The organism is Microbacterium sp. NPDC056044, assembly GCF_042267145.1.
Classification (GTDB): domain Bacteria; phylum Actinomycetota; class Actinomycetes; order Actinomycetales; family Microbacteriaceae; genus Microbacterium.
In genome coordinates this window covers 39,974-61,250 of the sequence record NZ_JBHJWZ010000003.1, presented here as the reverse complement: position 1 = coordinate 61,250, position 21,277 = coordinate 39,974, and the positions used below count along the sequence as shown (strand labels likewise).

Sequence of the window (21,277 nt, the reverse complement as noted above, 5' to 3'; positions counted from 1 at the left end):
CCCGGTGAGGGGCGCCCTCTTCCGTGGCTCTGCGGCCGCGCTCAGGGAGCGAGCGGCGCGAGGTAGTCGAGCGTCCCGTCCAGCACGGGCACGGAGACGATCGCGCCCTCGGACTCGGCGGACTGGAAGAAAGTGGTGACGTCGGTGCCGGGGAGGGCGTCGAGGTCCTCGACGAGCAGCGGCTCGTCCTCGTCGGAGCCGAGGCTCACGGTCGTGTTGGCCGGCACGCGCACGGTGAGCGTGGGTCCGCCTTCGCCGAACTCGACGTTGAGGGTGTGCGAGTCCTCGGTCTGGTTGATCAGGGCGGCGACGAAATTGCCCTCGGAGCCGTCCTCGTTGGCGACGATCTGCGCGTTGCGCACCTCGATGGGGCCGGAGTCGTGGACGTTGGTGCCCTCGGCGGCCGAGTAGGGGATCGTCGTCGCCTGCGGCGAGATCATGCTGCACCCGGTCGTCGTGAGGACGAGTGCGCCCCCGATGGCCAGCGACGCGATGAGGCGGCGGTTCACGGATCCTCCATAAGACGGATGACGGTTCTCCAGCATTCTAGGGGCTCGCGATGGACCTCGCGGAGCACCGCCCCGGCCGGAGGGCGGAGAACCTTAGCGTATTTCGCCTGTGGTATCCTGGAGGTTGCCGAAAGGACATAACTCCATGCTTTTTGAGGTTGGCGAGACGGTCGTCTACCCCCACCACGGGGCGGCAACGATCATCGAGGTCAAAGACCGGATCATCAAGGGCGAGACGAAGAAGTACCTGAAGCTGAACGTCACGCAGGGTGATCTCATCATCGAAGTCCCCGCAGAGAACGTCGACCTGGTCGGCGTCCGAGACGTCATCGGCAAGGAGGGCCTCGACAAGGTCTTCGAGGTGCTGCGCGCTCCCTTCACCGAGGAGCCGACCAACTGGTCGCGCCGCTACAAGGCGAACCTCGAGAAGCTCGCCTCCGGCGACGTCATCAAGGTCAGCGAGGTCGTGCGCGACCTCTGGCGCCGCGATCAGGACCGCGGCCTGTCGGCCGGAGAGAAGCGGATGCTCGCCAAGGCGAAGCAGATCCTGATCTCCGAGCTCGCGCTGGCAGAGAAGACCGACGAAGAGAAGGCCAGCGTTCTTCTCGACGAGGTCCTCGCAAGCTGAGACTCCCAGAACGGCGCCCTACGGGGCGCCGTTCTGCTGTGCGCCCGGTTCCCCGTGGACCGGCCGCGCACGGCGCCGCCCGTCGATCGCGATAGCGTGAACGGGTGAGCATCACCCCCGTGCCGCGCGTCGGCGTGATCGTCGTGGCCGCCGGGTCAGGCACCCGTCTGGGGGCCGGAGCCCCGAAGGCGTTCGTCGGCATCGACGGGAGCAGCATCCTTCGTCACTGCCTCGAGGGCGTGTTCGCCGCGCCGCTCGCGCAGGTCGTGATCGTCGCCCCGGCGGGGCGCGAGGGCGACGCGCTGAGCGAGGCGCTCGCCACCGCGGGCGACCGGCGCGATCTGGTCTCGGTGGTCGTCGGCGGCGACACCCGCCAGGGCTCCGTGGCCGCGGGGCTCGCGGCCCTCTGGGCCGACGTCGAGGTCGTGCTCGTGCACGATGCGGCACGCGCCCTCACCCCGGCCGAGGTCTTCGAGCGGGTCATCGCGGCGATCGACGGCGGCGCGGCCGGCGCCATCCCCGTGCTGCCGGTGATCGACACGATCAAGCGGGTCGCCGGCGACGAGATCGTCGCCGCGGTCGACCGGGCGGAGCTCGCCGCCGCGCAGACTCCGCAGGGTTTCCGGCGAGACGTGCTCGACGCGGCATATGACGCCGCCGTCGCCGACTTCACCGATGACGCCGCCCTGGTCGCAGAAGCCGGGCATGCCGTGGCGGCCGTGCCGGGGCATCCGCTCGCCTTCAAGATCACCACCGCGGCGGACCTCGATCGCGCGCGCCACCTGATCGCCGAGCCCGCGCCGCGCGTGGCGGCACACCTCGACCACGCGCCGGCGCTCCCGCGCGTTGGTGTCGGCACGGACGTGCACGCGTTCGGCGGCGAGGGCACGCTGTGGCTCGCGGGACTCGAGTGGCCCGGCGAGGCGTCGCTGTCGGGGCACTCCGACGGCGATGCCGTGGCCCACGCGATCGTCGACGCGCTGCTCGCCGCCGCGGGACTGGGCGACATCGGCACGCACTTCGGCACGGATCACCCCGAGTACGCCGGGGCGCACGCCGACGCGTTCCTGACGCGCACGGTGGCGATCCTCGGCGAGGCGGGCTGGCGTGTCGGCAACGTCTCGGTGCAGGTGCAGGCGAACCGCCCGCGCTTCTCGGCGCGCCGCAGCGAGGCCGAGCGGGCGCTGTCGATCGCGCTCGGCGGCGCACCGGTGTCGGTCTCGGCGACGACCACCGACGGCCTCGGATTCACCGGGCAGGGTGAGGGCGTCTCGGCCTTCGCCGTCGCCCTCGTCGTTCCGGTCTGACCGATCCGCGCGGCGTGCGTCAGAGGGCGCGCGTCATGAAGACGGAGAACGGGTCGAGCGCGTAGCCCTCGAAGGGGCCGCACACGACGAAGCCCTCGCTCTCGTAGAGGCGCTGCGCGGGGACGAAGTCCTCGGTCGTGCCGGTCTCGAGCCACAGGCTCGTCATGCCGCGCCGCCGCGCGTCCTCGACGATGTGCCGCAGCAGCGCACGGCCCGCGCCGGTGCCGCGGAAACGGTCGTCCACCCGCATCGACTTGATCTCGCCGCGGTCGTCGTCGAGCGCCTTGAGAGCGCCCACGCCCGCGAGCTCGCCGTCGACCCACGCCGTCCAGACCGAGAGCGACGGATGCCGCAGCGCATCGATGTCGAGGGCGTGCACGCTCTCGGGGGGAGAGGTGTCGTGCATCCCCGCGAGGTGCAGGGCGATGAGGCGCCGGGTGGCGTCGCCGCTCAGGTCGTCGGTGCGGATCTCGATGGTGCGCTGCATGTCGCGGCCAGTGTGCCACGCGCCGGTTTCAGCGGTGTTTCCGACGCCTGACCGGTCTCACGCCTCGACGGCATACGGAGCGGGGTCGCGCGGCGCGCGAGATCCCCACGCGAGGAGGGCGAGTCCGGCGGCGAGCACGACGAGGCCCACGATCGCGAGGGCCGACAGCCGCTCGCCCAGCACGACGATGCCCAGCACGCTCGCCGTCAGGGGCTCGCCGAGCGTGAGCGTCGCGGCGGTCGCCGCGGTGAGGCCGCTGAGACCCCACGTGAACAGCACGTAGGCGATCGAGATGGTCGCAAGTCCCAGCCACAGCGCCATCACGACGCCCGACGTCGTGCCGAGCCACGCCAGGTCGACGAAGGGGACCGCGAACGCGCAGATCAGCGCCGAGCTCGCGCCCATCGCGCCGACGACGGTGAAAGGGTCCCACCCGTCGTCGAGCAGGCGCCGCTGGGCGTTGGCGATGACCGCGAACGAGGCGCCGGCGCCGACGGAGCCGAGAAGTCCCAGGGGATCCGTGCCGCCGCCCGCGCCGGCCTCGCCGCCGAAGCCGAGCAGCACCACGCCGATCGTCGCCAGCGCGGTCGCTCCGATCCACGTGGGTGTCGGCATCCGTCTGGTCAGCGCCCATTCCAGGAGGCCAGCGAGGATCGGGGCGGAGCCCAGGGCGACCACGGTGCCGACGGCGACGCCGTTGCGCTCGGTGCCCAGGAAGAACAGCGGCTGATAGAGGGCCAGGCAGGCGCCCGTCAGCACCATGAGCAGGACGGGGCGGACGCCCCAGCGCGGACGCGCCGTCCCCGCCGGGAGGCGCCGCGAGTGGCGGGCGGCGAGGGAGAACGCGATGATCGCGAGTCCGGTGCCGCCGATCACCATGCGCATGACCCCGATCGACAGCGGGGTGGTCCCTTCGGGCCCGAGCGCCTGCGAGGTGCCGGTCGTGCCGAACAGCAGCGCGGCGGCGAGGACGGCGAGCACATGCACCCCTCAGTTCTACCCGGTATCTCAGGGGGAGCCGTGGCACCCGCCGGTAGGCTGGTGCGGTGACGGTTCAGCTGTACGACACCAAGGCGCAGACCCTGCGCGACTTCGTGCCCCTCGACCCCGGAAACGTCACGATCTACGTCTGCGGCCCGACGGTGCAGTCCGGTCCTCACATCGGTCATCTGCGCGGCGCACTGAGCTTCGACATCCTCCGCAGATGGCTCACCCACCGGTACGGTCGCGTCACGTTCGTGCGCAACGTCACCGACATCGACGACAAGGTGCTGGCGAACGCGACCGACGGCGAGCCCTGGTGGGCGCTCGCGTACCGCATGGAGCTCGAGTTCACCCGCGCCTACACCGCGATCGGCATCCTCCCGCCGACGTACGAGCCGCGCGCGACGGCGTCGATCCCGCAGATGCAGGAGCTCATCGAGCGGCTCATCGCGGCGGGTCACGCCTACGCCGCGGCGGAGGGGACGGATGCCGCGGGCGACGTCTACTTCGACGTCCGGTCGTGGACGGACTACGGGTCGCTCACGAACCAGTCGATCGACGCGATGGAGCCGGCTGCCGACGCCGACCCGCGCGGCAAGCGCGATCCCCGCGACTTCGCCCTGTGGAAGGGCGCCAAGACCGACGAGCCGGCGTCGGCGACGTGGGCATCGCCCTGGGGAGACGGACGCCCGGGCTGGCACATCGAGTGCTCGGCGATGGCACGTCGCTACCTCGGCGCCGAGTTCGACATCCACGGCGGCGGGCTCGATCTGCGCTTCCCCCATCACGAGAACGAGCTTGCACAGTCGACGGCGGCCGGCGACGGCTTCGCGCGCTACTGGGTGCACAACGGCCTCGTGACCGTCGGCGCGCAGAAGATGTCGAAGTCGCTGTTCAACTTCGTCCTCGCCGAAGACCTGCTCCGCGAACGCGACCCCCTGGTGGTGCGCTACGCGCTCGCCGCCGCGCACTACCGGTCCAGCCTCGACATCACGCCGTCGACGTTCGACGAGGCCGAGGCGGCGCTCGAGCGCATCCGCACCTTCCTCGAGCGCGCGATCCGCACGCTCCGCGGGGCAGACGATGTGCGGGTGGATGCTGCGGTCCCGGCCGCGTTCGCTGCGGCGCTCGACGACGACCTCGGGGTGCCCCAGGCACTCGCCGTGCTGCACGAGACCGTGCGCGACGGCAACACCGCACTCGACGCCGGAGACCGCGACGCGGCGCTGCGCGCCTTCGCCGATGTCGCCGTGATGGCGGGCGTGCTCGGCATCGACCCGCTCGATCCGCAGTGGCGGTCGACGGACGCGTCGGCCGAGGCATCCGCTCTCGATGCTCTCGTGCAGACGATGATCGCGCAGCGCTCCGACGCGCGCGCGGCCAAGGACTGGACGGCCGCCGACCGCATCCGCGACGCGATCGCGGCGGCCGGCATCGCCCTCGAAGACGGTCCCGACGGGACGCACTGGAGTGTCGCCGACGCTCCACGCCCGGCGGACAGCAACGGACGGGCTGCGGCCCGCGTGAAGGAGAACTGATGGCTAAGCCAGGGCGCCCCGGCGCAAGCAAGGGCGGCAAGGGCCCCACCAAGGGCTCGGGCGGCAAGAACAAGCGCTCGCTCGAAGGCCGCGGGCCGACCCCCAAGGCCGAGGACCGCGCATGGCACCCGGCCGGCAAGCGCAAGGCCGCCGCGGAGCGGTACGCCGCCGCCGGCGGCACCGGCAAGCCCGGGCAGTCCGCGCCGCGGTCGTCGCGCCCCGCGAAGAAGGACGACGACACCGAGACGGTCACCGGCCGTAACTCCGTGCTCGAGGCGCTGCGGGCGAAGATCCCCGCCACCGCGTTCTACATCGCACAGCGCGTCGAGATGGACGACCGCGTCAAGGAGATGCTCGCGATCGCCACGCACCGCGACATCCCGGTGCTCGAGGTCACGCGCCCCGAGCTCGACCGCATGGCCGGCTTCGACGGCGTGCACCAGGGCGTGGCCCTGAAGGTGCCGCCGTACGAGTACGCCCACCCGCAGGACCTGCTCGAGAAGGTGATCGACGAGGGCCAGACGCCGCTGTTCGTCGCGCTCGACGGCATCACCGACCCGCGCAACCTCGGTGCGATCCTCCGCTCGACCGCGGCCTTCGGCGGGCAGGCGGTCATCGTGCCGCAGCGCCGCTCGGCGAGCGTCAACTCGGCCGCGTGGAAGACCAGCGCGGGCGCGGCGGCCCGCGTGCCGGTCGCCCTCGCCTCCAACCTCACGGCGATGCTCAAGGACTTCAAGAAGCAGGGCGTGTTTGTGCTCGGCCTCGACGGCGGCGGCGACGTGTCGCTCCCGGCGCTCGAGCTCGCCGATCGCCCTGTCGTGATCGTGGTCGGCTCCGAGGGCAAGGGCCTCTCGCGCCTCGTGACCGAGACGTGCGACCAGATCGTGTCGATCCCGATCTCGTCGGCGACCGAGTCGCTCAACGCCGGGATCGCGGCATCCGTCGCTCTGTACCAGGTTTCGACGCTGCGGGCGCTGGGCGCCGCGGAAGGGGCATGACATGGCACGCATCGCCGTCATCGGGGGCTCGGGATACGCCGGCCGTCACCTCGTCGCGGAGGCGGTGAGCCGGGGGCACAGCGTGCTCTCGATCGCCCGCCGCATCCCCGCGGAGCGCCACGAGGGTGCGCTCTACGTCGAGGGCTCGCTGACCGATGTGCCCGACCTGCTCGCGCAGATCGTGGGTGTCGACGTGGTCGTGTCGACGGTTCCCGCTCGTGGCGACATGCAGGGCCTGGTGCGTCCGAACATCGCCGCGCTCGCCGCGCTGCTGCCCGAGGGCGTGCGCCTCGGCGTCATCGGCGGCGCCGGCGGCAGCCTCGTCACCGAGGGGGGCGAGCGCATCGTCGACCTGCCCTCGTTCACCGAGGACTACAAGCCCGAGGCCCTCGAGGCCATCGGCGTGCTCGAGGACCTCAAGGAGGCGCCCGAGTCGCTCGACTGGTTCTACATCCACCCGGCCGGCGGTTTCGGCGCATACAACCCGGGGGAGCGCACCGGCGAGTACCGCACCGGCGGCGACGTGATCGTCACCGACGCCGAGGGCGAGTCGTACATCTCGGGCGAGGACCTCGCCGTCGCGATCGTCGACGAGATCGAGAACCCGCAGCACCCTCGCAAGCGGTTCACCGTCGGGTACTGACCCGACGGATCAGACCAGGTCGCGCCAGTCGATGTCGTCCTCGTCGTCGTCGACGACGGGGATCGACGACGTGATGATCGACAGCGACACGGTCTCGGTCGGCGGACCCATCAGGGTCGCCTCGTCGCGGCGGTGGCGCAGCACGTTGTCGATGTAGCTGGTGAGCGCCTCGGCGAGGGGCACCGACTTGCCCTTCGCCTGCGACAGGTACCAGCGGTGCTCGAGCAGCTGGTGGAACACCTCGGCGGGCTCGAGCTTCGAGCGCAGGTCCCACGGGATCGCCCGGACGACAGGCTCGAACACGCGCGTGAGCCACTCGTGGGCGACCATCTCCTCGTCGTCGCCGTGGCGCGAGACGCGCACGCGGAACTCGTCGAGGTCGTTGAGCAGGCGGCGTGCCTGGTTCTCTTCGACGTCGAGGCCGGTGAGGCGCAGCAGACGCCGCTGGTGGTGGCCGGCGTCGACGACCTTCGGCTGGATCGACACGCGGGTGCCGTCGGCCGTGGCCTGGATCGACATCTCGCCGATGTCGAAGCCGAGGTCGTTGAGCCGCTGCACGCGCTCGGTGAGCCGGTAGGCCTCGTCGGCGCGGAACGTCTCCTCGTCGGTGAGCGCCGCCCACAGCGAGTGGTACGCCGACACGATGCCGTCGGCGATCGCGATCGCGTCGACGCCGCCCTCGAGGCGGCCGCCGGCTTCGAGGTCCATGATCTCGCCCGCGATGTTGGTGCGGGCGACGTCCAGGTCGTGCGCGCGCTGGCCCGGCGTCAGGCCGCTCTCGTGCAGCTCGCCGGTCTCGGCGTCGACGAGGTAGGCAGCGAACGCGCCCGCGTCGCGGCGGAACAGTGTGTTCGACAGCGACACGTCGCCCCAGAAGAACCCGACGTTGTGCAGGCGCACGAGGAGCAGCGCCAGCGCGTCCACGAGGCGTGTGGCGGTGTCGGGGCGCAGAACCTGCGTGAACAGGGCGCGGTAGGGGAGCGAGAACTTCAGGTGCGCGGTCACGAGAGCCGCGGGGAGCGGCTCGCCCGCAGCATCCGTCCTCCCGGCGATCACCGCGACGCGCTCGACGCACGGCACGTCCAGGCGGGCGAGGTTGCCGAGCATGTCGTACTCGCGCTGCGCCATGGCCTGGGTGGTCTCCTTGATGGCGACCACGCGGCCCGAGAGGTTGGCGAACCGCACCAGGTGGCGCGAGATGCCCTTCGGCAGGAAGACGATGTGGCTCGACGGCCAGTCCCCGAGCGGCGTCGACCACGGCAGCGTCAGCAGCCCGGGGTCCACGCTCGAGGCGGTGATGCTCAGGGCGTCGGGCACGAAGCCTCCTGGAGAACGAGCGACGGCGCGGGGGGATCTGCTCCCACCCGCGCCGTCGCGAAACGAATCAGCGGTTACGCCGCAGCGATCGCCTTGTCGGTGAGGCGCTCGCCCGACTCGATGTCGAAGACGTGCACGTGACCGGGAACCGGAGCCAGCGTGACCTTGTCGCCGGCCATCGGGTGACGGCGGCCGTCGACGCGGGCGACGATGTCGGTGCGCTTGCCGGCGACATCGGCGTGGCCGTAGAGGTAGCCGTCGGCGCCGAGCTCCTCGACGAGGTCGACGGTGACCGTGAGGCCCTGGCCGTCCTCGGGAGCGACCTGGATGTCCTCAGGGCGGACGCCGATGGTGACCTCGGTGCCGTGGGCCTTGCCCAGCGTGTCGGCCTCGACGCCCACGACCTTGTCGCCGAACTGCACGCCGCCCTCGGCGATGTGCGCCGGGAACAGGTTCATGGCGGGCGAGCCGATGAAGCCGGCGACGAACACGTTGTTCGGCTTCTCGTACAGGTCGCGCGGGGTGCCGACCTGCTGCAGGAGGCCGTCCTTGAGGACCGCGATGCGGTCGCCCATGGTGAGGGCCTCGGTCTGGTCGTGCGTGACGTAGACCGTCGTGACGCCGAGGCGGCGCTGGAGCGACGCGATCTGCGTACGGGTCTGGACACGGAGCTTCGCGTCGAGGTTCGACAGCGGCTCGTCCATGAGGAACACCTGCGGCTGACGCACGATGGCGCGGCCCATGGCGACGCGCTGACGCTGACCACCCGAGAGGGCCTTCGGCTTGCGGGTCAGGTACTCCTCGAGGTCGAGCAGCTTGGCGGCCTCGAGCACGCGGGCGGCGCGCTCTTCCTTGCCGACGCCGGCGATCTTGAGCGCGAAGCCCATGTTCTCGGCCACCGTCATGTGCGGGTACAGCGCGTAGTTCTGGAAGACCATCGCGATGTCGCGGTCCTTCGGGGGGACGTCGGTGACGTCGCGGTCGCCGATCAGGATGCGGCCCGAGTTGACCTCTTCGAGGCCGGCCAGCATGCGCAGCGACGTGGACTTTCCGCAGCCCGACGGGCCGACGAGAACGAGGAACTCGCCATCGGCGACCTCGAGGTTGAGCTTGTCCACAGCGGGGCGCGTGCCCCCGGGGTACAGGCGGGTTGCGTTGTCGAACGTGACGGACGCCATGTTTTTTCTCCTTCACCGGCAGGTACGTGCCGGACGATCCGTAGTGATGGAATAGCGGGGGCTTGCCCGCACGCCCGCCATCGGGCGCACGAACAGTATGACACGGCGCGCGCGGAGCCTGCGTCTGGGCATTTCCCAGGGTGGCTGACTAGCATCGTGGACGGCCGCTTTCCCGTCTGGCCCCGCCGGAACACCGGCATTCTTTCCGCCCCGAGAGGTCCCATGTCGAGCGACGAGTCACAGAACGCCGCGCCGAGCGAGCGCCGCGACGCCGTGCGTGAGAAGGCGCAGCAGGTGAAGGCCCGCCAGTCCCGAGCGCGGCTGATCCGTCGCACGTCGCTCGTCGCCGTCGCTGTCGCGTTCGTGGCCGTCATCGCCGTCGTGGTGACCTGGACCGTCTCGTCGAGCGCCTCGAAGCCGACCATGGCCCCCGCCAAGGGCGTCGACGGCGGGTTCGTCGTCAGCGACGTCACCGGGGCCGGCGTCGCGACCGACTCCGGCGCCGGCGGCCTCATCGAAGGCGAGGCGTCGACGACCCCGGAGACCGAGCCGACGCCCGAGGCCACGCCCACGGAGGCGCCGTCCGTCGACATCCGCGTGTACGTCGACTACCTCTCGACCGGTTCGCGCGAGTTCCAGCTCGCGAACATGAAGCAGCTGTCGCAGTGGGTCGATGACGGCGCCGCGACGCTCACGTACTACCCGGTGGCCATGCTCACCGCGAAGTCGAACGGCACGAAGTACTCGCTGCGCGCCGCCGGCGCCGCCGCGTGCGTCGCCCAGCACTCGCCCGACTACTTCTTCGCGTTCAACGACGCGCTGCTGCGCCAGCAGCCCGAGGTCGACTCCGACGGCCTCAGCGACGAGAAGCTCGCGGACCTCGCCCAGGCCACGGGCCTCGACGGCCCGAAGGTCGTGCGCACGTGCATCGAGGACCAGGCGTACGCGTCGTGGGCCAAGTCGGCGACCGAGCAGGCGCTCAAGGAGCTTCCCGGCACCGACGGCGCGGCCCTCACCGGCACGCCGATGGTGCTGGTCAACGGCACGCAGTACGTCGGCAAGCTGGGCGACCCCAAGGAGTTCGCGCAGTTCGTGCTGACGGTCGCGAGCGACGCCTACTACAAGGCGACGCCGACCCCCACGCCGACTCCGACGGCCCCCTGACCGGGTCCTCGCGCGGGCGCCGCTAGACTGGACGCTCTGCCGACTTGGCGCAATTGGTAGCGCACCGTACTTGTAATACGGGGGTTGCAGGTTCAAGTCCTGTAGTCGGCACCAGTTTCCGGGGAATCGTCGCGGGCCCGCGCCCGGCGGCCCTCTCCAGCCCCACGCGCAGGAGAGGATGGATCGGGTGACCGAACGCCGCCTGCCCGTCTGGATCGGTCTCGGCGGCGCCGCCCTCATCGGCGTCCTCACCGCGGTGCAGGCGCGCATCAACGGCCAGCTCGGGGTGCGGATCGGCGACGGGTTCGCCGCCGCGGTGATCTCGTTCGGCTCGGGGCTGCTCGTGCTCGTCGTGCTGTCGGTCGCGCTCCCGCAGGGCCGGCGCGGCTTCGGCGCGCTGGTCACGGGGCTCAGGGCACGCAGCATCCCGATCTGGATGCTGTGCGGCGGGGTCGCCGGCGCCCTCTCGGTCGCCACGCAGTCGCTGGCGGTCGGCATCATCGGCGTCGCACTGTTCACGGTCGGCGTGGTGGCCGGCCAGACGGTGAGCGGCCTGCTACTGGACCGTGCCGGGGTCGGCCCCGCAGGCATCGTCGCGGTGACGCCTGCGCGCCTGGTCGGCGGAGCGCTCGCGGTGCTCGCCGCGGGGGTGTCGCTCGCCGGCGGCGTGCATGCCCCGCCGCTGCTGCTCGTGCTGCCGTTCCTCGTGGGCGCGGGCATCGCGTGGCAGTCCGCCGTCAACGGGCGCCTGCGCCAGCGCGTCGGCACGCCGCTCACCGCGACGCTCGTCAACTTCATCGGCGGCACGGCGGTGCTCGGCGCCGCCGAGCTCATCCACACCGCGGTCGCGGGTCCGCCGACGTCGTTCCCGACCGAGCCGTGGCTGTACGTCGGCGGCGTCATCGGCGTGACGTACATCTTCCTCGCGGCGGCGCTCGTGCCCTACACGGGCGTGCTGCTCCTCGGCCTCGGCACGGTCGTCGGCCAGGTCGTCACGTCGGTGCTGATCGATGCGATCTGGCCGACCGAGGCGGCGCCGACGCTCGGCGCCTCGCTGCTCATGTCGACGCTCGCGATCCTGTCGGTGGTCGTGGCGGCGGTGCCGTGGAGACGGATGCCGCGGCGCGGCCGCTGACGACCGATCGCGGTCGGCCGCACCCCATGCCGCAGCGCGGGGTGGCATGCTGAGACCGTGCCGAAGGGGGCGCCGTCGCACCTCCCGTCGCGCGCCGACGACGGCGCACGACCGCACCGTGGTGCGATCCGGGCGCTGACGCGGGACGACCTCGAGGGCCTCGACCGCCTGCTCGCGCCGACCGATCGCCTTCTCGCCGAGCAGTACCCGGGCGATGACGGCGCCCGGCAGCCCGTGCACACGGTCTACGTGCCGGCCGACCGGTACACCCCGGCGCTCCCGCGCGAGTGGGGCGCCGCGGCGCTCGACGCGGTCACGGCGCACGGCGGCATGACCGTCGTCATCAGGGAGCTGGCCGTGCCCGAGGAGTTCGCGGGCGACGTCGCGCGGCTGGTCACGGCGAAGCTCGAGACGGAGCCCATCGAGGACCTGCGCCTCGACCTCGAGGACGGCTACGGCGACCGCGGCGACCGGACCGAGGACGCGGATGTCCGCCGGGCGGCGGAGCAGCTGCTCGAGGCCGTCGCGGGCGGTGAGGCGCCGGCCTTCTTCGGCATCCGCATCAAGGGCCTCGAGCGTGCGACGCGGGAGCGCGGCATCCGTTCTCTCGATCTCTTCGTGGGAGCCCTGCTCGACGGCGGAGGCCTGCCGGACGGCCTCGTGCTCACCCTGCCGAAGGTGACCACGGTCGCGCAGGTCGAGGCGATGGCGCAGCTCTGCGATCGCCTCGAGCAGCACCACGGGCTGGCGGCGGGGCGGCTGCGGTTCGAGCTGCAGGTCGAGACGCCGCAGCTCGTGCTCGGCGCAGACGGCACGTCGCCGCTGCCCCGCGCCATCCACGCGGCGGGCGGGCGGGTGAGCGGGCTGCACTACGGCACGTACGACTACAGCGCCGCGCTCGGCATCGCGCCGGGGCACCAGGCGCTGGACCACCCGGCGGCCGACCACGCGAAGAGCGTCATGCAGGTCGCGGCGGCCGAGACGGGTGTGCGGCTGTCGGACGGGTCGACGAACATCCTCCCGGTCGGCGATGAGAACGCGGTGCGCGCGGCCTGGCGCCTCAGCGCTCTGCTCACCCGGCGATCCCTCGAGCGCGGCTTCTTCCAGGGCTGGGACCTGCACCCGGCGCAGCTCGTGCCGCGGTTCGTCGCGAACACCCTGTTCTACCGCGAGGGGTTCGCGCCCGCCGCCGCGCGCCTGCGCGCCTATGCCAACGGCGGCGACGGTGCTGCCGGCAGCGGTGGGGCGGTGCTCGACGAGCCGGCCACCGTCCGCGCCCTCGCCGGCTTCGTCGTGCGCGGCGTCGCCTGCGGAGCCGTCACCGAGACCGACCTGACCCTGGCCACCGGCCTCGATCTCGCGGCGCTGGCCGCACTCGCGCGGCCGGCGCACGCCACCACAGAGGAGCACGCATGACCTACGCCACCCCGCCGGGCGGCTTGCCGCCGCAGACCGCGCTGCTCACCGACCGGGCAGTCGTGCGGCAGGCGTACACGTTCCTCCCGAAGGGCGTGCTGCGCGACATCGTGACGAGTAACCTGCCCGGCTTCGCGCGCACGCGGTCGTGGATCCTCGCGCGCCCGATCGCGGGTTCGGCGACGACGTTCGCGCAGCTCATCGTCGAGATCGCGCCCGGCGGCGGCGCCGGGATGCCCGAGTACGAGCGCGGAGTCGAGGGCGTCGTGTTCGTCACGGCGGGCGCGCTCACCCTCACGCTCGCGGGGGAGCGGCACGTGCTCGAGCCGGGCGGATACGCGTTCGTCGCGCCGGGCGCGGAGTGGTCGCTGGCCAACGACGGTGAGGAGCCAACGAGCTTCCACTGGATCCGCAAGGCCTACGAACGGGTCGAAGGCGTCCCCGCGCCGGCCTCGTTCGTCACGCGCGACCAGGACGTCGAGCCCCGCGCCATGCCCGGCACCGACGGCGCGTGGGCGACGACGCGCTTCGTCGACCCCGACGACCTCTCGCACGACATGCACGTCAACATCGTCACGTTCCAGCCGGGCGGCTCGATCCCGTTCGCCGAGACCCACGTCATGGAGCACGGCCTCTACGTGCTGCAAGGCAAGGCCGTCTACCGGCTCAACGACGACTGGGTCGAGTGCGAGGCCGGCGACTACATGCTGCTCCGGGCCTTCTGCCCGCAGGCCTGCTACGCCGGCGGCCCCGAGCCGTTCCGGTACCTGCTGTACAAGGACGTGAACCGCCAGATCCGGCTCACCTGACGGGTGCGGGGGAGTCGCGAGAGGAGGGGATGGATGCTGCGCCACGACCTCGTCATCCGCGCCCGGCGCGTGCTCATCGAGGGTGGCTTCCGCCCGTGCGAGGTCGGCGTCACCGGTGGCGAGATTGCCGCGATCGAGCCGCTGGGCGCGGAACTCGAGGGTCGAGAGGTCGTCACGCTCGGCGACGACGAGACGCTGCTGCCCGGCCTCGTCGACACGCACGTGCACGTGGACGAACCCGGGCGCACCGAATGGGAGGGGTTCGCGTCGGCCACGAAGGCCGCGGCGGCGGGCGGTGTCACCACCATCATCGACATGCCGCTCAACAGCATCCCGCCGACGGTCTCGGTGGCGGCGCTGGAGATCAAGCGACGGGCCGCGCTGCACCAGGTGTTCGTCGACGTCGGGTTCTGGGGCGGGGCGATCCCCGGCAACACGAGCGACCTGCGGCCGCTGCACGAGGCCGGGGTGTTCGGGTTCAAGTGCTTCCTGCTGCCCTCGGGCGTGGACGAGTTCCCGCCGCTCGACGCCGGCGAACTGGAGCGCGACATGGCCGAGCTCGCCGGAATCGGCGGGCTGCTCCTCGTGCACGCGGAGGACGCCGCGACGATCGCGCACGCGCCGCCGGCGGGCGGCACCCGCTACAACCGGTTCCTCGCCTCGCGCCCGCACGCCGCCGAGGACATCGCGATCGCCGCGGTGATCGACCGTGCGCGGCGCACCGGCGCCCGCGCGCACATCCTGCACCTGTCGTCGGCCGCCGCGCTGCCCCTCATCGCGGCCGCCCGGCGCGACGGGGTGCGCCTCAGCGTCGAGACGTGCCCGCACTATCTGACGCTGAGCGCGGAGGACGTGCCCGACGGCGCGACGGCGTTCAAGTGCTGCCCGCCGATCCGCGAGGCGGCCAACCGCGATCGGCTCTGGGAGGGGCTTCTCGACGGCACGATCGACAGCATCGTCAGCGATCACTCGCCCGCGACCAGCGACCTGAAAGACCTCGACCACGGCGACTTCGCCGTCGCGTGGGGCGGCGTCGCGTCGCTGCAGCTGGGGCTGCCGGTGGTCTGGACCGAGGCGCGGCGGCGCGGCATCCCGCTCGAGAGGGTGGTGGAGTGGATGTCGGCGGCACCGGCCGCCGTCGCGGGTCTCGCCCGCAAGGGCAGGATCGCCGTCGGCGGCCACGCCGACCTGGCGGTGTTCGCCCCAGACGCCGGGTTCGTGGTCGACGTCGCACGCCTGCACCACAAGAACCCGCTCTCGCCGTACGACGGCCGGGCCCTCCGCGGCGTCGTGCGCGAGACCTTCGTGCGGGGCGAGCGCGTCGACTTCGCCGAGCCGCGGGGTCGCCTGCTGCGCCGCGGCGCAGCCTGACCCCCCCCGGCCGGGACTTGCCCCGGCCCGGCCGGGCGCCGAAGATCGAGGAGCCGGCACGCGCGTTCGGGGGACCCCAGCCGTGACCGGCGCCACCGAGCGACACGCCGTCGAAGGGACGCACGACATGGCAGACAGCACCCCGCCGAGCACCACGCAGCTGCAGGCCGGCGACGCCAACCCCGGCTTCGCGCTGCCCGACGCGACCGGCACGGTGGTGCGCCCAGAGGACTTCGCCGGCCGGCGCGTCATCGTGTACTTCTACCCCGCCGCGTTCACCCCCGGCTGCACCACCGAGGCCTGCGACTTCCGCGACAACCTCGCGTCGCTGCAGGCGGCCGGTGTCGCCGTCGTGGGCATCTCGCCGGACTCCGTCGAGCGGCTCGCCGAGTGGGCCGAGGCCGAGCAGCTGGAGTTCCCGCTCCTCTCCGACGAGGACCACGCCGTGGCCGAGGCATGGGGCGCGTGGGGCACCAAGGTCGTGAACGGCGAGGAGCGCGTCGGCCTCATCCGATCGACGTTCGTGCTGGATGCCGACGGCACCGTGCAGTCCGCCGAGTACCGGGTCGACCCGAACGGCCACGTGGACCGCCTCCGCGCGCAGCTCGCGGCCTGAGCCCACCGGCTTCGCCCTCACGGTGCAGCGATGAAGCTGGACGCGTTCAACCGGCTCGGCGACGAGGCCGCACGGGCGGCCGTGCGTCCTTGCGCCGACATCGACCGCTGGGTGGACGCCGTCGTCGCGGGCCGTCCGTACGCCACGGTCGAGCAGCTCCTCGAGACCGCGCGTGCGAGCGCCGCACCGTGGACGGTGACCGAGATCGACGGCGCCCTCGCCCATCACCCCCGCATCGGCGAGCGCCCGCGCGGCGGCGGGGCCGAGGCATCCCATTCCCGTTCCGAACAGGCGGGACTCGGCGAGCCGACCTCGGATGTCGCGGCCGCGCTCGCCGCCGGCAATCGCGCCTACGAGGAGAAGTTCTCGCGGGTCTTCCTCATCCGTGCGGCCGGGCGCAGCGCCGACGAGATCCTCGGTGCGCTGAACGGGCGACTGGCCCACACTGAGGAGGAGGAGATCCCGGTCGTGGCGGAGCAGCTGCGGCAGATCGCCGTCCTCCGACTCGAAGGGATCATCGGTTCATGAGCCAGATCACCACGCATGTGCTGGATGCTGCGGTCGGGGGCCCTGCGCGGGGGATCGACGTGGTGCTCGCCACGGCGGACGGTGCCGAGGTCGCCTCGGGCGTCACCGACGAGGCCGGCCGGATCGCCGACCTCGGCCCGGAGAGGCTCGCCGCCGGCACGTACCGGCTGACGTTCGCGACGGGGGACTACTTCGCCGCCGCAGGGCGCGAGACGTTCTACCCGGTCGTGTCGATCGACTTCGCGGTCACCGACGGCGGGCAGCACTACCACGTGCCGCTGCTGCTCAGCCCGTTCGCGTACTCGACCTACCGGGGGAACTGACGTGTCCGAGTCCGAGTCCGGCATCGTGCTCGGAGCGAACCAGTACGGCAAGGCCGAGGTGCGGCTCGTCCGGATCGACCGGGACCGCCCGAGGCACTCGATCACCGACCTCGACGTGACCTCGCAGCTGCGCGGCGACTTCACCGCGGCCCACACCGAGGGCGACAACGCGCGGATCGTCGCCACCGACACCCAGAAGAACACGGTGTTCGCGTTCGCCCGCGACGGCGTCGGCGCGCCGGAGGAGTTCCTGCTGCGGCTGGGGCGCCACTTCACCGGCGAGTTCGCCTGGGTCACCGGGGGGAGATGGGAGGCCGAGCAGTACACCTGGAACCGCATCCCCGTGGACGGCGAGGGGCACGACCACTCGTTCGTGCGGGGCGGCACCGAGGTGCGCACCGCCGTGGTCACGTTCGTCGGAGCCGAGGCGACCGTCATCTCGGGGCTGCGCGACCTCGCGGTGCTGAAGTCCGCCGGATCCGAGTTCCGCGGGTTCGTGCGCGACCGGTACACGACGCTCGCCGAGACGGACGACCGCCTCCTCGCCACCTCGGTCACGGCGAGGTGGCGCTACGGCAGCCCCGACGTCGGCTTCGACGACGTGTTCGCCGACGTGCGGCGGCTGCTGCTCGAGACGTTCGCCCGGACGCACTCGCTCGCTTTGCAGCAGACCCTGTACGAGATGGGCCGGCGCGTGCTCGAGGCGCGCGCCGAGATCGACGAGATCCGGTTCTCGATGCCGAACCTCCACCACTTCGCGGTGGACCTGGCCCCCTTCGGGCTCGACAACCCGAACGAGGTGTTCTACGCGGCCGATCGCCCGTACGGGCTGATCGAGGCGGCGGTGCTGCGCGAGGGCGTGAGCGGGAACCACCAGGCGTGGCACGGGATCGCCGGATTCTGCTGACGCCGCGACACCGACCCGATCGCACGCCGGATCATCGGCGCGCGGCGGGCCGCGGCATCCCTCAGCCCTTGGGCATGCGGCTGAGGAAGCGCGTCGCGTCGACGCCCTTGCGCCGGGTCGCGCGCGTGCGCTTCGGCTTGCCGCCGACGTAGAGCCAGCCGAGGAGCTCCTCGTTCTTCTTGAGGCCGTGGGCCTTCGCGACGGCCTTCGAGCGGGTGTAGTCGCCGGTGCGCCAGAAGACGCCCCAGCCGGCCTCGTCGAGCACCAGGCTCAGGACGTGCGCGACACCGGAGGCGACGGCCTCCTGCTCCCACTTCGGCACCTTGTGGGTGTTGCCGTAGCTGGCGACCACCGCGATGAGCAGGGGCGCGCGCAGCGGCTTCGACGACGAGCCCTTGTCGCCCTCGGCCTTGTTGATCGCCCGGCCCAGCCGCTGGCGGTCGGCGCCGCGCAGTTCGATGAGCCGCCACGGGTGCAGCGACTTGTGGTCGGCGACGCGGCCGGCGGCGGCGACGAAGTCGAGGAGCTCGTCGTGCGTCGGCGCCTCGTCGGTGACCTTCGACCAGGAGCGGCGGGCGAGTGCGGCGTCGAGGGCGCTGGACATCACGCTCCCGCCTCTTCGCCCGGCGTGAACTGCAGCGAGATCGAGTTCATGCAGTAGCGGTCGCCGGTCGGCGTGCCGAAGCCGTCGGGGAATACGTGTCCCAGGTGCGAGCCGCAGTTCGCGCAGCGCACCTCGGTGCGGACCATCCCGTGGCTGTTGTCTTCGATGAGCTCGACCGCCTCCGGGCGGATCGACTCGTAGAAGCTCGGCCAGCCGCAGTGCGAATCGAACTTCGTGCCGCTCTGGAACAGCTCGGCGCCGCACGCCGCGCACGTGTAGAGGCCGGCGCGGCTCTCGTCGAGCAGCTCGCCGGTCCACGGCCGCTCGGTGCCCGCCTGCCGCAGCACCGCGTACTGGTCGGGCGTCAGGTCTTCGCGCCACTGGGCTTCGCTCTTGTCGACGGCGTAGGTCATGGTTCCTCCTCGGCCGCGGACGACGGCCACCCTCCATTCAACCCCAGCCGCCGGGGCGGTGGGGCGGATGCGGCGGCCCGGGGTGCGGGAGGATGTGGGGCGTGGACGAGACCAGGGGCGAAGAGGTCGACGCCGTCGTCGAGCGCTACGGCCGCTTCGCGCGGGACGAGGCGCCGGGACGATCCGCGCTGTACTCCGCGTGGGCGGCCGGTGTGGCCGCCGATCCCGGTGTCGCGCGGATCCTCGCCCGCATCCCCGCGACGCACCGGCAGCCGCCGCTCGTGTTCGCGGTCACCCGTATGCTCGGGGCGCCCGAGGACCCGTTCCCGACCTGGGCCGCGTGGCTCGTCGCGCATGCCGACGAGGTCGTGGCCGAGGCATCCGTCCGCCGCCTCCAGACCAACGAACCGCAGCGGTGCGCGGCCCTGCTTCCGGCCCTCGCGACGATCGAGGGGCCGATCGCGCTGCTCGAACTCGGCGCGAGCGCCGGGCTCTGCCTCTACCCCGACCGCTACTCGTACCGCTACCGGGGGAGCACGGGGGTCACGGCGCTCGACCCCGCCGACGGTCTGTCGACGGTGGTGCTGGAGTGCGAGGTCGCCGGCGAGCCGCCGCTGCGGCTGCCGGACGTGGTGTGGCGCGCGGGCATCGACCTCGAGCCGCTCGACGCTGCCGACGAGGGCGACCGGAGGTTCCTCACGAGCCTCGTGTGGCCGGGCGAGGCGGGGCGCGCCGACCGGATCACCGCGGCCCTCGACATCGCCGCAGCCGACCCGCCGCATCTGATCGCCGGCGACGCGTCCGACCCGGAGGTGCTGCGCGCCGTGGCCGCCCTCGCACCGGCCGGTGCGACGCTCGTCGTCACGACCCCGGGCGTGCTGCCGCACATCCCGCGGGCGGGTCGCGAGCGCCTGCTCGACGCCGTCCGCGACCTCGATGCGGTGTGGATCACGATCGACCCGCCGGCTCTCCATGACCGGTGGCAGCCTCCCGTCGATGCCGCGTCGTGGGGTGGCTTCGTGCTCGGGCGCGACGGCCGGGCGCTCGCCGCGGTCGACCCGCTCGGCTCGTTCGTGCGCTGGCGCGCGTGGCGCACGGGAGGAACGGATGCTGCGGGCTAGCGTGGACGCGTGCCCCTGACCGACCGCGACCGCGCCATCCTCGACTTCGAGGCCGAGTGGCGCCGGCACGCGGGGGCCAAGGAAGAAGCCATTCGCGCCGACCTGGGCCTGTCGCCGGCCCGGTACTACCAGCTGCTCGGCCGCCTCATCGACACGACCGAGGCGCAGGAGCACGACCCCATGCTCGTGAAGCGGCTGCGCCGGCTGCGTGAAGCGCGGCTGCACGAGCGCGCCGGCCGCGCCGCCGACGTCCGCTGATCCCGCGCCACGCCACGCGGGCGCTGCCGGGCGGCCTGCCAGGGGTTGACGGGTAACATCGACGGGTGCCGACCACCAACTACCCCCGGGATCGTTTCGACGATGTGCCGGAGACGGACCGCGTCGGCGCCCATCGGGCGGAGAACCCGCGTATGCGCGGATGGGTGGTGCTGCTGTGGGCGGCGCTCGCGACCGTCGTGCTCATCGTCGTCGGCATCTTCGGCACCCTCCTGGCGTCGGGCCGCATCGAGTTCGCCCCCACCCCCGCCCCGACCGTCGAGCCGGTCCCCGAGGTGACGCCCGTCGTCGACGTGAACTACGACGTCATGATCCTCAACGCGACGCCCGAGCAGGGCCTCGCGACGCAGATGAAGGACGTCGTCGTGGGCGCCGGCTGGACCGACGACAAGGTGACCGCGGGCGAAGCCGGTTCCCAGGACTTCCCGACGACCACCGTCTTCTACGTCGACCCCGCGGACGAGGCGGCGGCGGCCGGCCTCGCGGGCGTCATCGGCGGCGCCGCGATCGAGCAGAGCGAGGCGTATCCCCCGACCACGGAGGGCGTGCCGCAGCTCACGGTCGTGATCGGCCTCGACCGCACCGCCGCGGGGCAGTCGCCGGCTCCTACGCCCTGACCCGCCGAGCGCGTGTTTCGCGCGGGTAAACACTTGTGTGCCTGCGTGTCAACAAGTGACGAAACGCGCGGATGCCCCGATTCGGCCTGCATACGATGAAGCCCTGCACCGCCGGCAACAGGAGATACGCATGACCCAGGGCACCGTCAAATGGTTCAACGCCGAGAAGGGATTCGGCTTCATCACCGTCGCCGACGGCCAGGACGTCTTCGTCCACTACTCGAACATCGACATGTCGGGCTTCCGCGTTCTGGAGGAGGGGCAGACCGTCGAGTTCACGGTCGGCTCCGGCCAGAAGGGGCCGCAGGCCGAGGCCGTACGGGTCGTCTGAACCCCGCGGCTCAGCGTCCGCGCTGAAGCGACATCGGAGACGGGATGCCGGAAGGCA

General features: G+C 72.2%; 25 protein-coding genes and 1 tRNA gene. 19 read left to right on the top strand and 7 right to left on the bottom strand.

Annotated elements, in window-relative coordinates:
- Positions 1–41: 41 nt before the first annotated feature.
- On the bottom strand, positions 42–509 hold the full coding sequence (locus ACFC1I_RS09030; protein ID WP_376008161.1) for a DNA modification methylase: 468 nt from the start codon (positions 507–509) through the stop codon (positions 42–44).
- 145 nt (positions 510–654) lie between these two features.
- Here ACFC1I_RS09030 and ACFC1I_RS09025 point away from each other — a divergent pair, with 145 nt between their 5' ends.
- Both ACFC1I_RS09025 and ispD read left to right on the top strand, forming a co-directional pair.
- Complete coding sequence (locus ACFC1I_RS09025) at positions 655–1,137, top strand: CarD family transcriptional regulator (protein ID WP_045298114.1); 483 nt, start codon at positions 655–657, stop codon at positions 1,135–1,137.
- Between the two features lie 104 nt (positions 1,138–1,241).
- Positions 1,242–2,444, top strand: coding sequence for a 2-C-methyl-D-erythritol 4-phosphate cytidylyltransferase (ispD, locus tag ACFC1I_RS09020; protein WP_376008159.1), 1,203 nt, complete (start codon positions 1,242–1,244; stop codon positions 2,442–2,444).
- 19 nt (positions 2,445–2,463) lie between these two features.
- Here the strand turns inward: ispD and ACFC1I_RS09015 are convergent, their stop codons facing one another.
- The gene (locus ACFC1I_RS09015) at positions 2,464–2,931 is read right to left on the bottom strand and encodes a GNAT family N-acetyltransferase (RefSeq protein ID WP_376008157.1); all 468 of its coding nucleotides are present in this window, start codon (positions 2,929–2,931) and stop codon (positions 2,464–2,466) included.
- Positions 2,932–2,988: 57 nt separating this feature from the next.
- Positions 2,989–3,918 (bottom strand): DMT family transporter, encoded by a 930-nt coding sequence (locus ACFC1I_RS09010; RefSeq protein WP_376008155.1) that lies wholly within the window; start codon positions 3,916–3,918, stop codon positions 2,989–2,991.
- Between the two features lie 59 nt (positions 3,919–3,977).
- On the opposite strand from ACFC1I_RS09010, the gene cysS reads away from it, so the two are divergent.
- Genes cysS through ACFC1I_RS08995 form a run of 3 tightly spaced genes read left to right on the top strand, consistent with a single transcriptional unit; the run spans position 3,978 to position 7,094 of the window.
- On the top strand, positions 3,978–5,453 hold the full coding sequence (cysS, locus tag ACFC1I_RS09005) for a cysteine--tRNA ligase (protein WP_376008153.1): 1,476 nt from the start codon (positions 3,978–3,980) through the stop codon (positions 5,451–5,453).
- Positions 5,453–6,451, top strand: a complete 999-nt coding sequence (rlmB, locus tag ACFC1I_RS09000; RefSeq protein WP_376008151.1) for a 23S rRNA (guanosine(2251)-2'-O)-methyltransferase RlmB — start codon at positions 5,453–5,455, stop codon at positions 6,449–6,451. Before cysS ends, rlmB begins: the two co-directional genes overlap by 1 nt.
- A 1-nt stretch (position 6,452) precedes the next feature.
- Positions 6,453–7,094 carry an NAD(P)-dependent oxidoreductase gene (locus tag ACFC1I_RS08995; protein WP_376008150.1) on the top strand — a complete coding sequence of 214 codons (642 nt, stop codon included), beginning with the start codon at positions 6,453–6,455 and terminating at the stop codon, positions 7,092–7,094.
- 9 nt (positions 7,095–7,103) lie between these two features.
- Here the strand turns inward: ACFC1I_RS08995 and ACFC1I_RS08990 are convergent, their stop codons facing one another.
- Positions 7,104–8,411 (bottom strand): DUF4032 domain-containing protein, encoded by a 1,308-nt coding sequence (locus tag ACFC1I_RS08990; RefSeq protein WP_376008148.1) that lies wholly within the window; start codon positions 8,409–8,411, stop codon positions 7,104–7,106.
- Positions 8,412–8,485: 74 nt separating this feature from the next.
- A complete protein-coding gene (locus tag ACFC1I_RS08985; protein WP_376008146.1) occupies positions 8,486–9,589 on the bottom strand; it encodes an ABC transporter ATP-binding protein in 1,104 nt (367 codons plus the stop codon).
- 222 nt (positions 9,590–9,811) lie between these two features.
- On the opposite strand from ACFC1I_RS08985, the gene ACFC1I_RS08980 reads away from it, so the two are divergent.
- The 10 genes from ACFC1I_RS08980 (at position 9,812) to pucL (ending at position 17,858) form a co-directional block, all read left to right on the top strand.
- A complete protein-coding gene (locus tag ACFC1I_RS08980; protein ID WP_376008144.1) occupies positions 9,812–10,753 on the top strand; it encodes a DsbA family protein in 942 nt (313 codons plus the stop codon).
- A gap of 38 nt (positions 10,754–10,791) precedes the next feature.
- Positions 10,792–10,867, top strand: a tRNA-Thr gene (locus ACFC1I_RS08975).
- A 64-nt stretch (positions 10,868–10,931) separates the two neighbouring features.
- Positions 10,932–11,888: a DMT family transporter gene (locus ACFC1I_RS08970; protein ID WP_376008142.1), complete on the top strand. Its 957-nt coding sequence runs from the start codon at positions 10,932–10,934 to the stop codon at positions 11,886–11,888.
- Between the two features lie 126 nt (positions 11,889–12,014).
- Positions 12,015–13,304 carry a DUF6986 family protein gene (locus ACFC1I_RS08965; RefSeq protein WP_376009323.1) on the top strand — a complete coding sequence of 430 codons (1,290 nt, stop codon included), beginning with the start codon at positions 12,015–12,017 and terminating at the stop codon, positions 13,302–13,304.
- Positions 13,301–14,113 (top strand): bifunctional allantoicase/(S)-ureidoglycine aminohydrolase, encoded by an 813-nt coding sequence (locus ACFC1I_RS08960; RefSeq protein WP_376008140.1) that lies wholly within the window; start codon positions 13,301–13,303, stop codon positions 14,111–14,113. Before ACFC1I_RS08965 ends, ACFC1I_RS08960 begins: the two co-directional genes overlap by 4 nt.
- A 33-nt stretch (positions 14,114–14,146) precedes the next feature.
- A complete protein-coding gene (allB, locus tag ACFC1I_RS08955) occupies positions 14,147–15,484 on the top strand; it encodes an allantoinase AllB (RefSeq protein ID WP_376008138.1) in 1,338 nt (445 codons plus the stop codon).
- A 127-nt stretch (positions 15,485–15,611) separates the two neighbouring features.
- Positions 15,612–16,100 (top strand): thioredoxin-dependent thiol peroxidase, encoded by a 489-nt coding sequence (bcp, locus tag ACFC1I_RS08950; RefSeq protein ID WP_376008136.1) that lies wholly within the window; start codon positions 15,612–15,614, stop codon positions 16,098–16,100.
- 30 nt (positions 16,101–16,130) lie between these two features.
- The gene (gene uraD / locus ACFC1I_RS08945; RefSeq protein ID WP_376008134.1) at positions 16,131–16,628 is read left to right on the top strand and encodes a 2-oxo-4-hydroxy-4-carboxy-5-ureidoimidazoline decarboxylase; all 498 of its coding nucleotides are present in this window, start codon (positions 16,131–16,133) and stop codon (positions 16,626–16,628) included.
- Positions 16,625–16,951: a hydroxyisourate hydrolase gene (gene uraH / locus ACFC1I_RS08940; protein WP_376008132.1), complete on the top strand. Its 327-nt coding sequence runs from the start codon at positions 16,625–16,627 to the stop codon at positions 16,949–16,951. Before uraD ends, uraH begins: the two co-directional genes overlap by 4 nt.
- Position 16,952: 1 nt before the next feature.
- Positions 16,953–17,858, top strand: a complete 906-nt coding sequence (gene pucL, locus ACFC1I_RS08935; protein WP_376008130.1) for a factor-independent urate hydroxylase — start codon at positions 16,953–16,955, stop codon at positions 17,856–17,858.
- Positions 17,859–17,919: 61 nt separating this feature from the next.
- Here the strand turns inward: pucL and ACFC1I_RS08930 are convergent, their stop codons facing one another.
- Positions 17,920–18,462, bottom strand: coding sequence for a nitroreductase family protein (locus ACFC1I_RS08930; RefSeq protein WP_376008128.1), 543 nt, complete (start codon positions 18,460–18,462; stop codon positions 17,920–17,922).
- Positions 18,462–18,875, bottom strand: a complete 414-nt coding sequence (gene msrB, locus ACFC1I_RS08925) for a peptide-methionine (R)-S-oxide reductase MsrB (protein WP_376008126.1) — start codon at positions 18,873–18,875, stop codon at positions 18,462–18,464. Before msrB ends, ACFC1I_RS08930 begins: the two co-directional genes overlap by 1 nt.
- Before the next feature lie 101 nt (positions 18,876–18,976).
- On the opposite strand from msrB, the gene ACFC1I_RS08920 reads away from it, so the two are divergent.
- From ACFC1I_RS08920 to ACFC1I_RS08905, 4 genes are all read left to right on the top strand, one after another.
- Positions 18,977–19,996: a DUF2332 family protein gene (locus tag ACFC1I_RS08920; RefSeq protein WP_376008124.1), complete on the top strand. Its 1,020-nt coding sequence runs from the start codon at positions 18,977–18,979 to the stop codon at positions 19,994–19,996.
- Between the two features lie 9 nt (positions 19,997–20,005).
- Complete coding sequence (locus tag ACFC1I_RS08915) at positions 20,006–20,254, top strand: DUF3263 domain-containing protein (protein WP_376008122.1); 249 nt, start codon at positions 20,006–20,008, stop codon at positions 20,252–20,254.
- Positions 20,255–20,319: 65 nt separating this feature from the next.
- Positions 20,320–20,889 carry a LytR C-terminal domain-containing protein gene (locus ACFC1I_RS08910; protein ID WP_376008120.1) on the top strand — a complete coding sequence of 190 codons (570 nt, stop codon included), beginning with the start codon at positions 20,320–20,322 and terminating at the stop codon, positions 20,887–20,889.
- A 130-nt stretch (positions 20,890–21,019) separates the two neighbouring features.
- Positions 21,020–21,220 (top strand): cold-shock protein, encoded by a 201-nt coding sequence (locus ACFC1I_RS08905; protein ID WP_091488690.1) that lies wholly within the window; start codon positions 21,020–21,022, stop codon positions 21,218–21,220.
- Positions 21,221–21,277 lie beyond the last annotated feature (57 nt).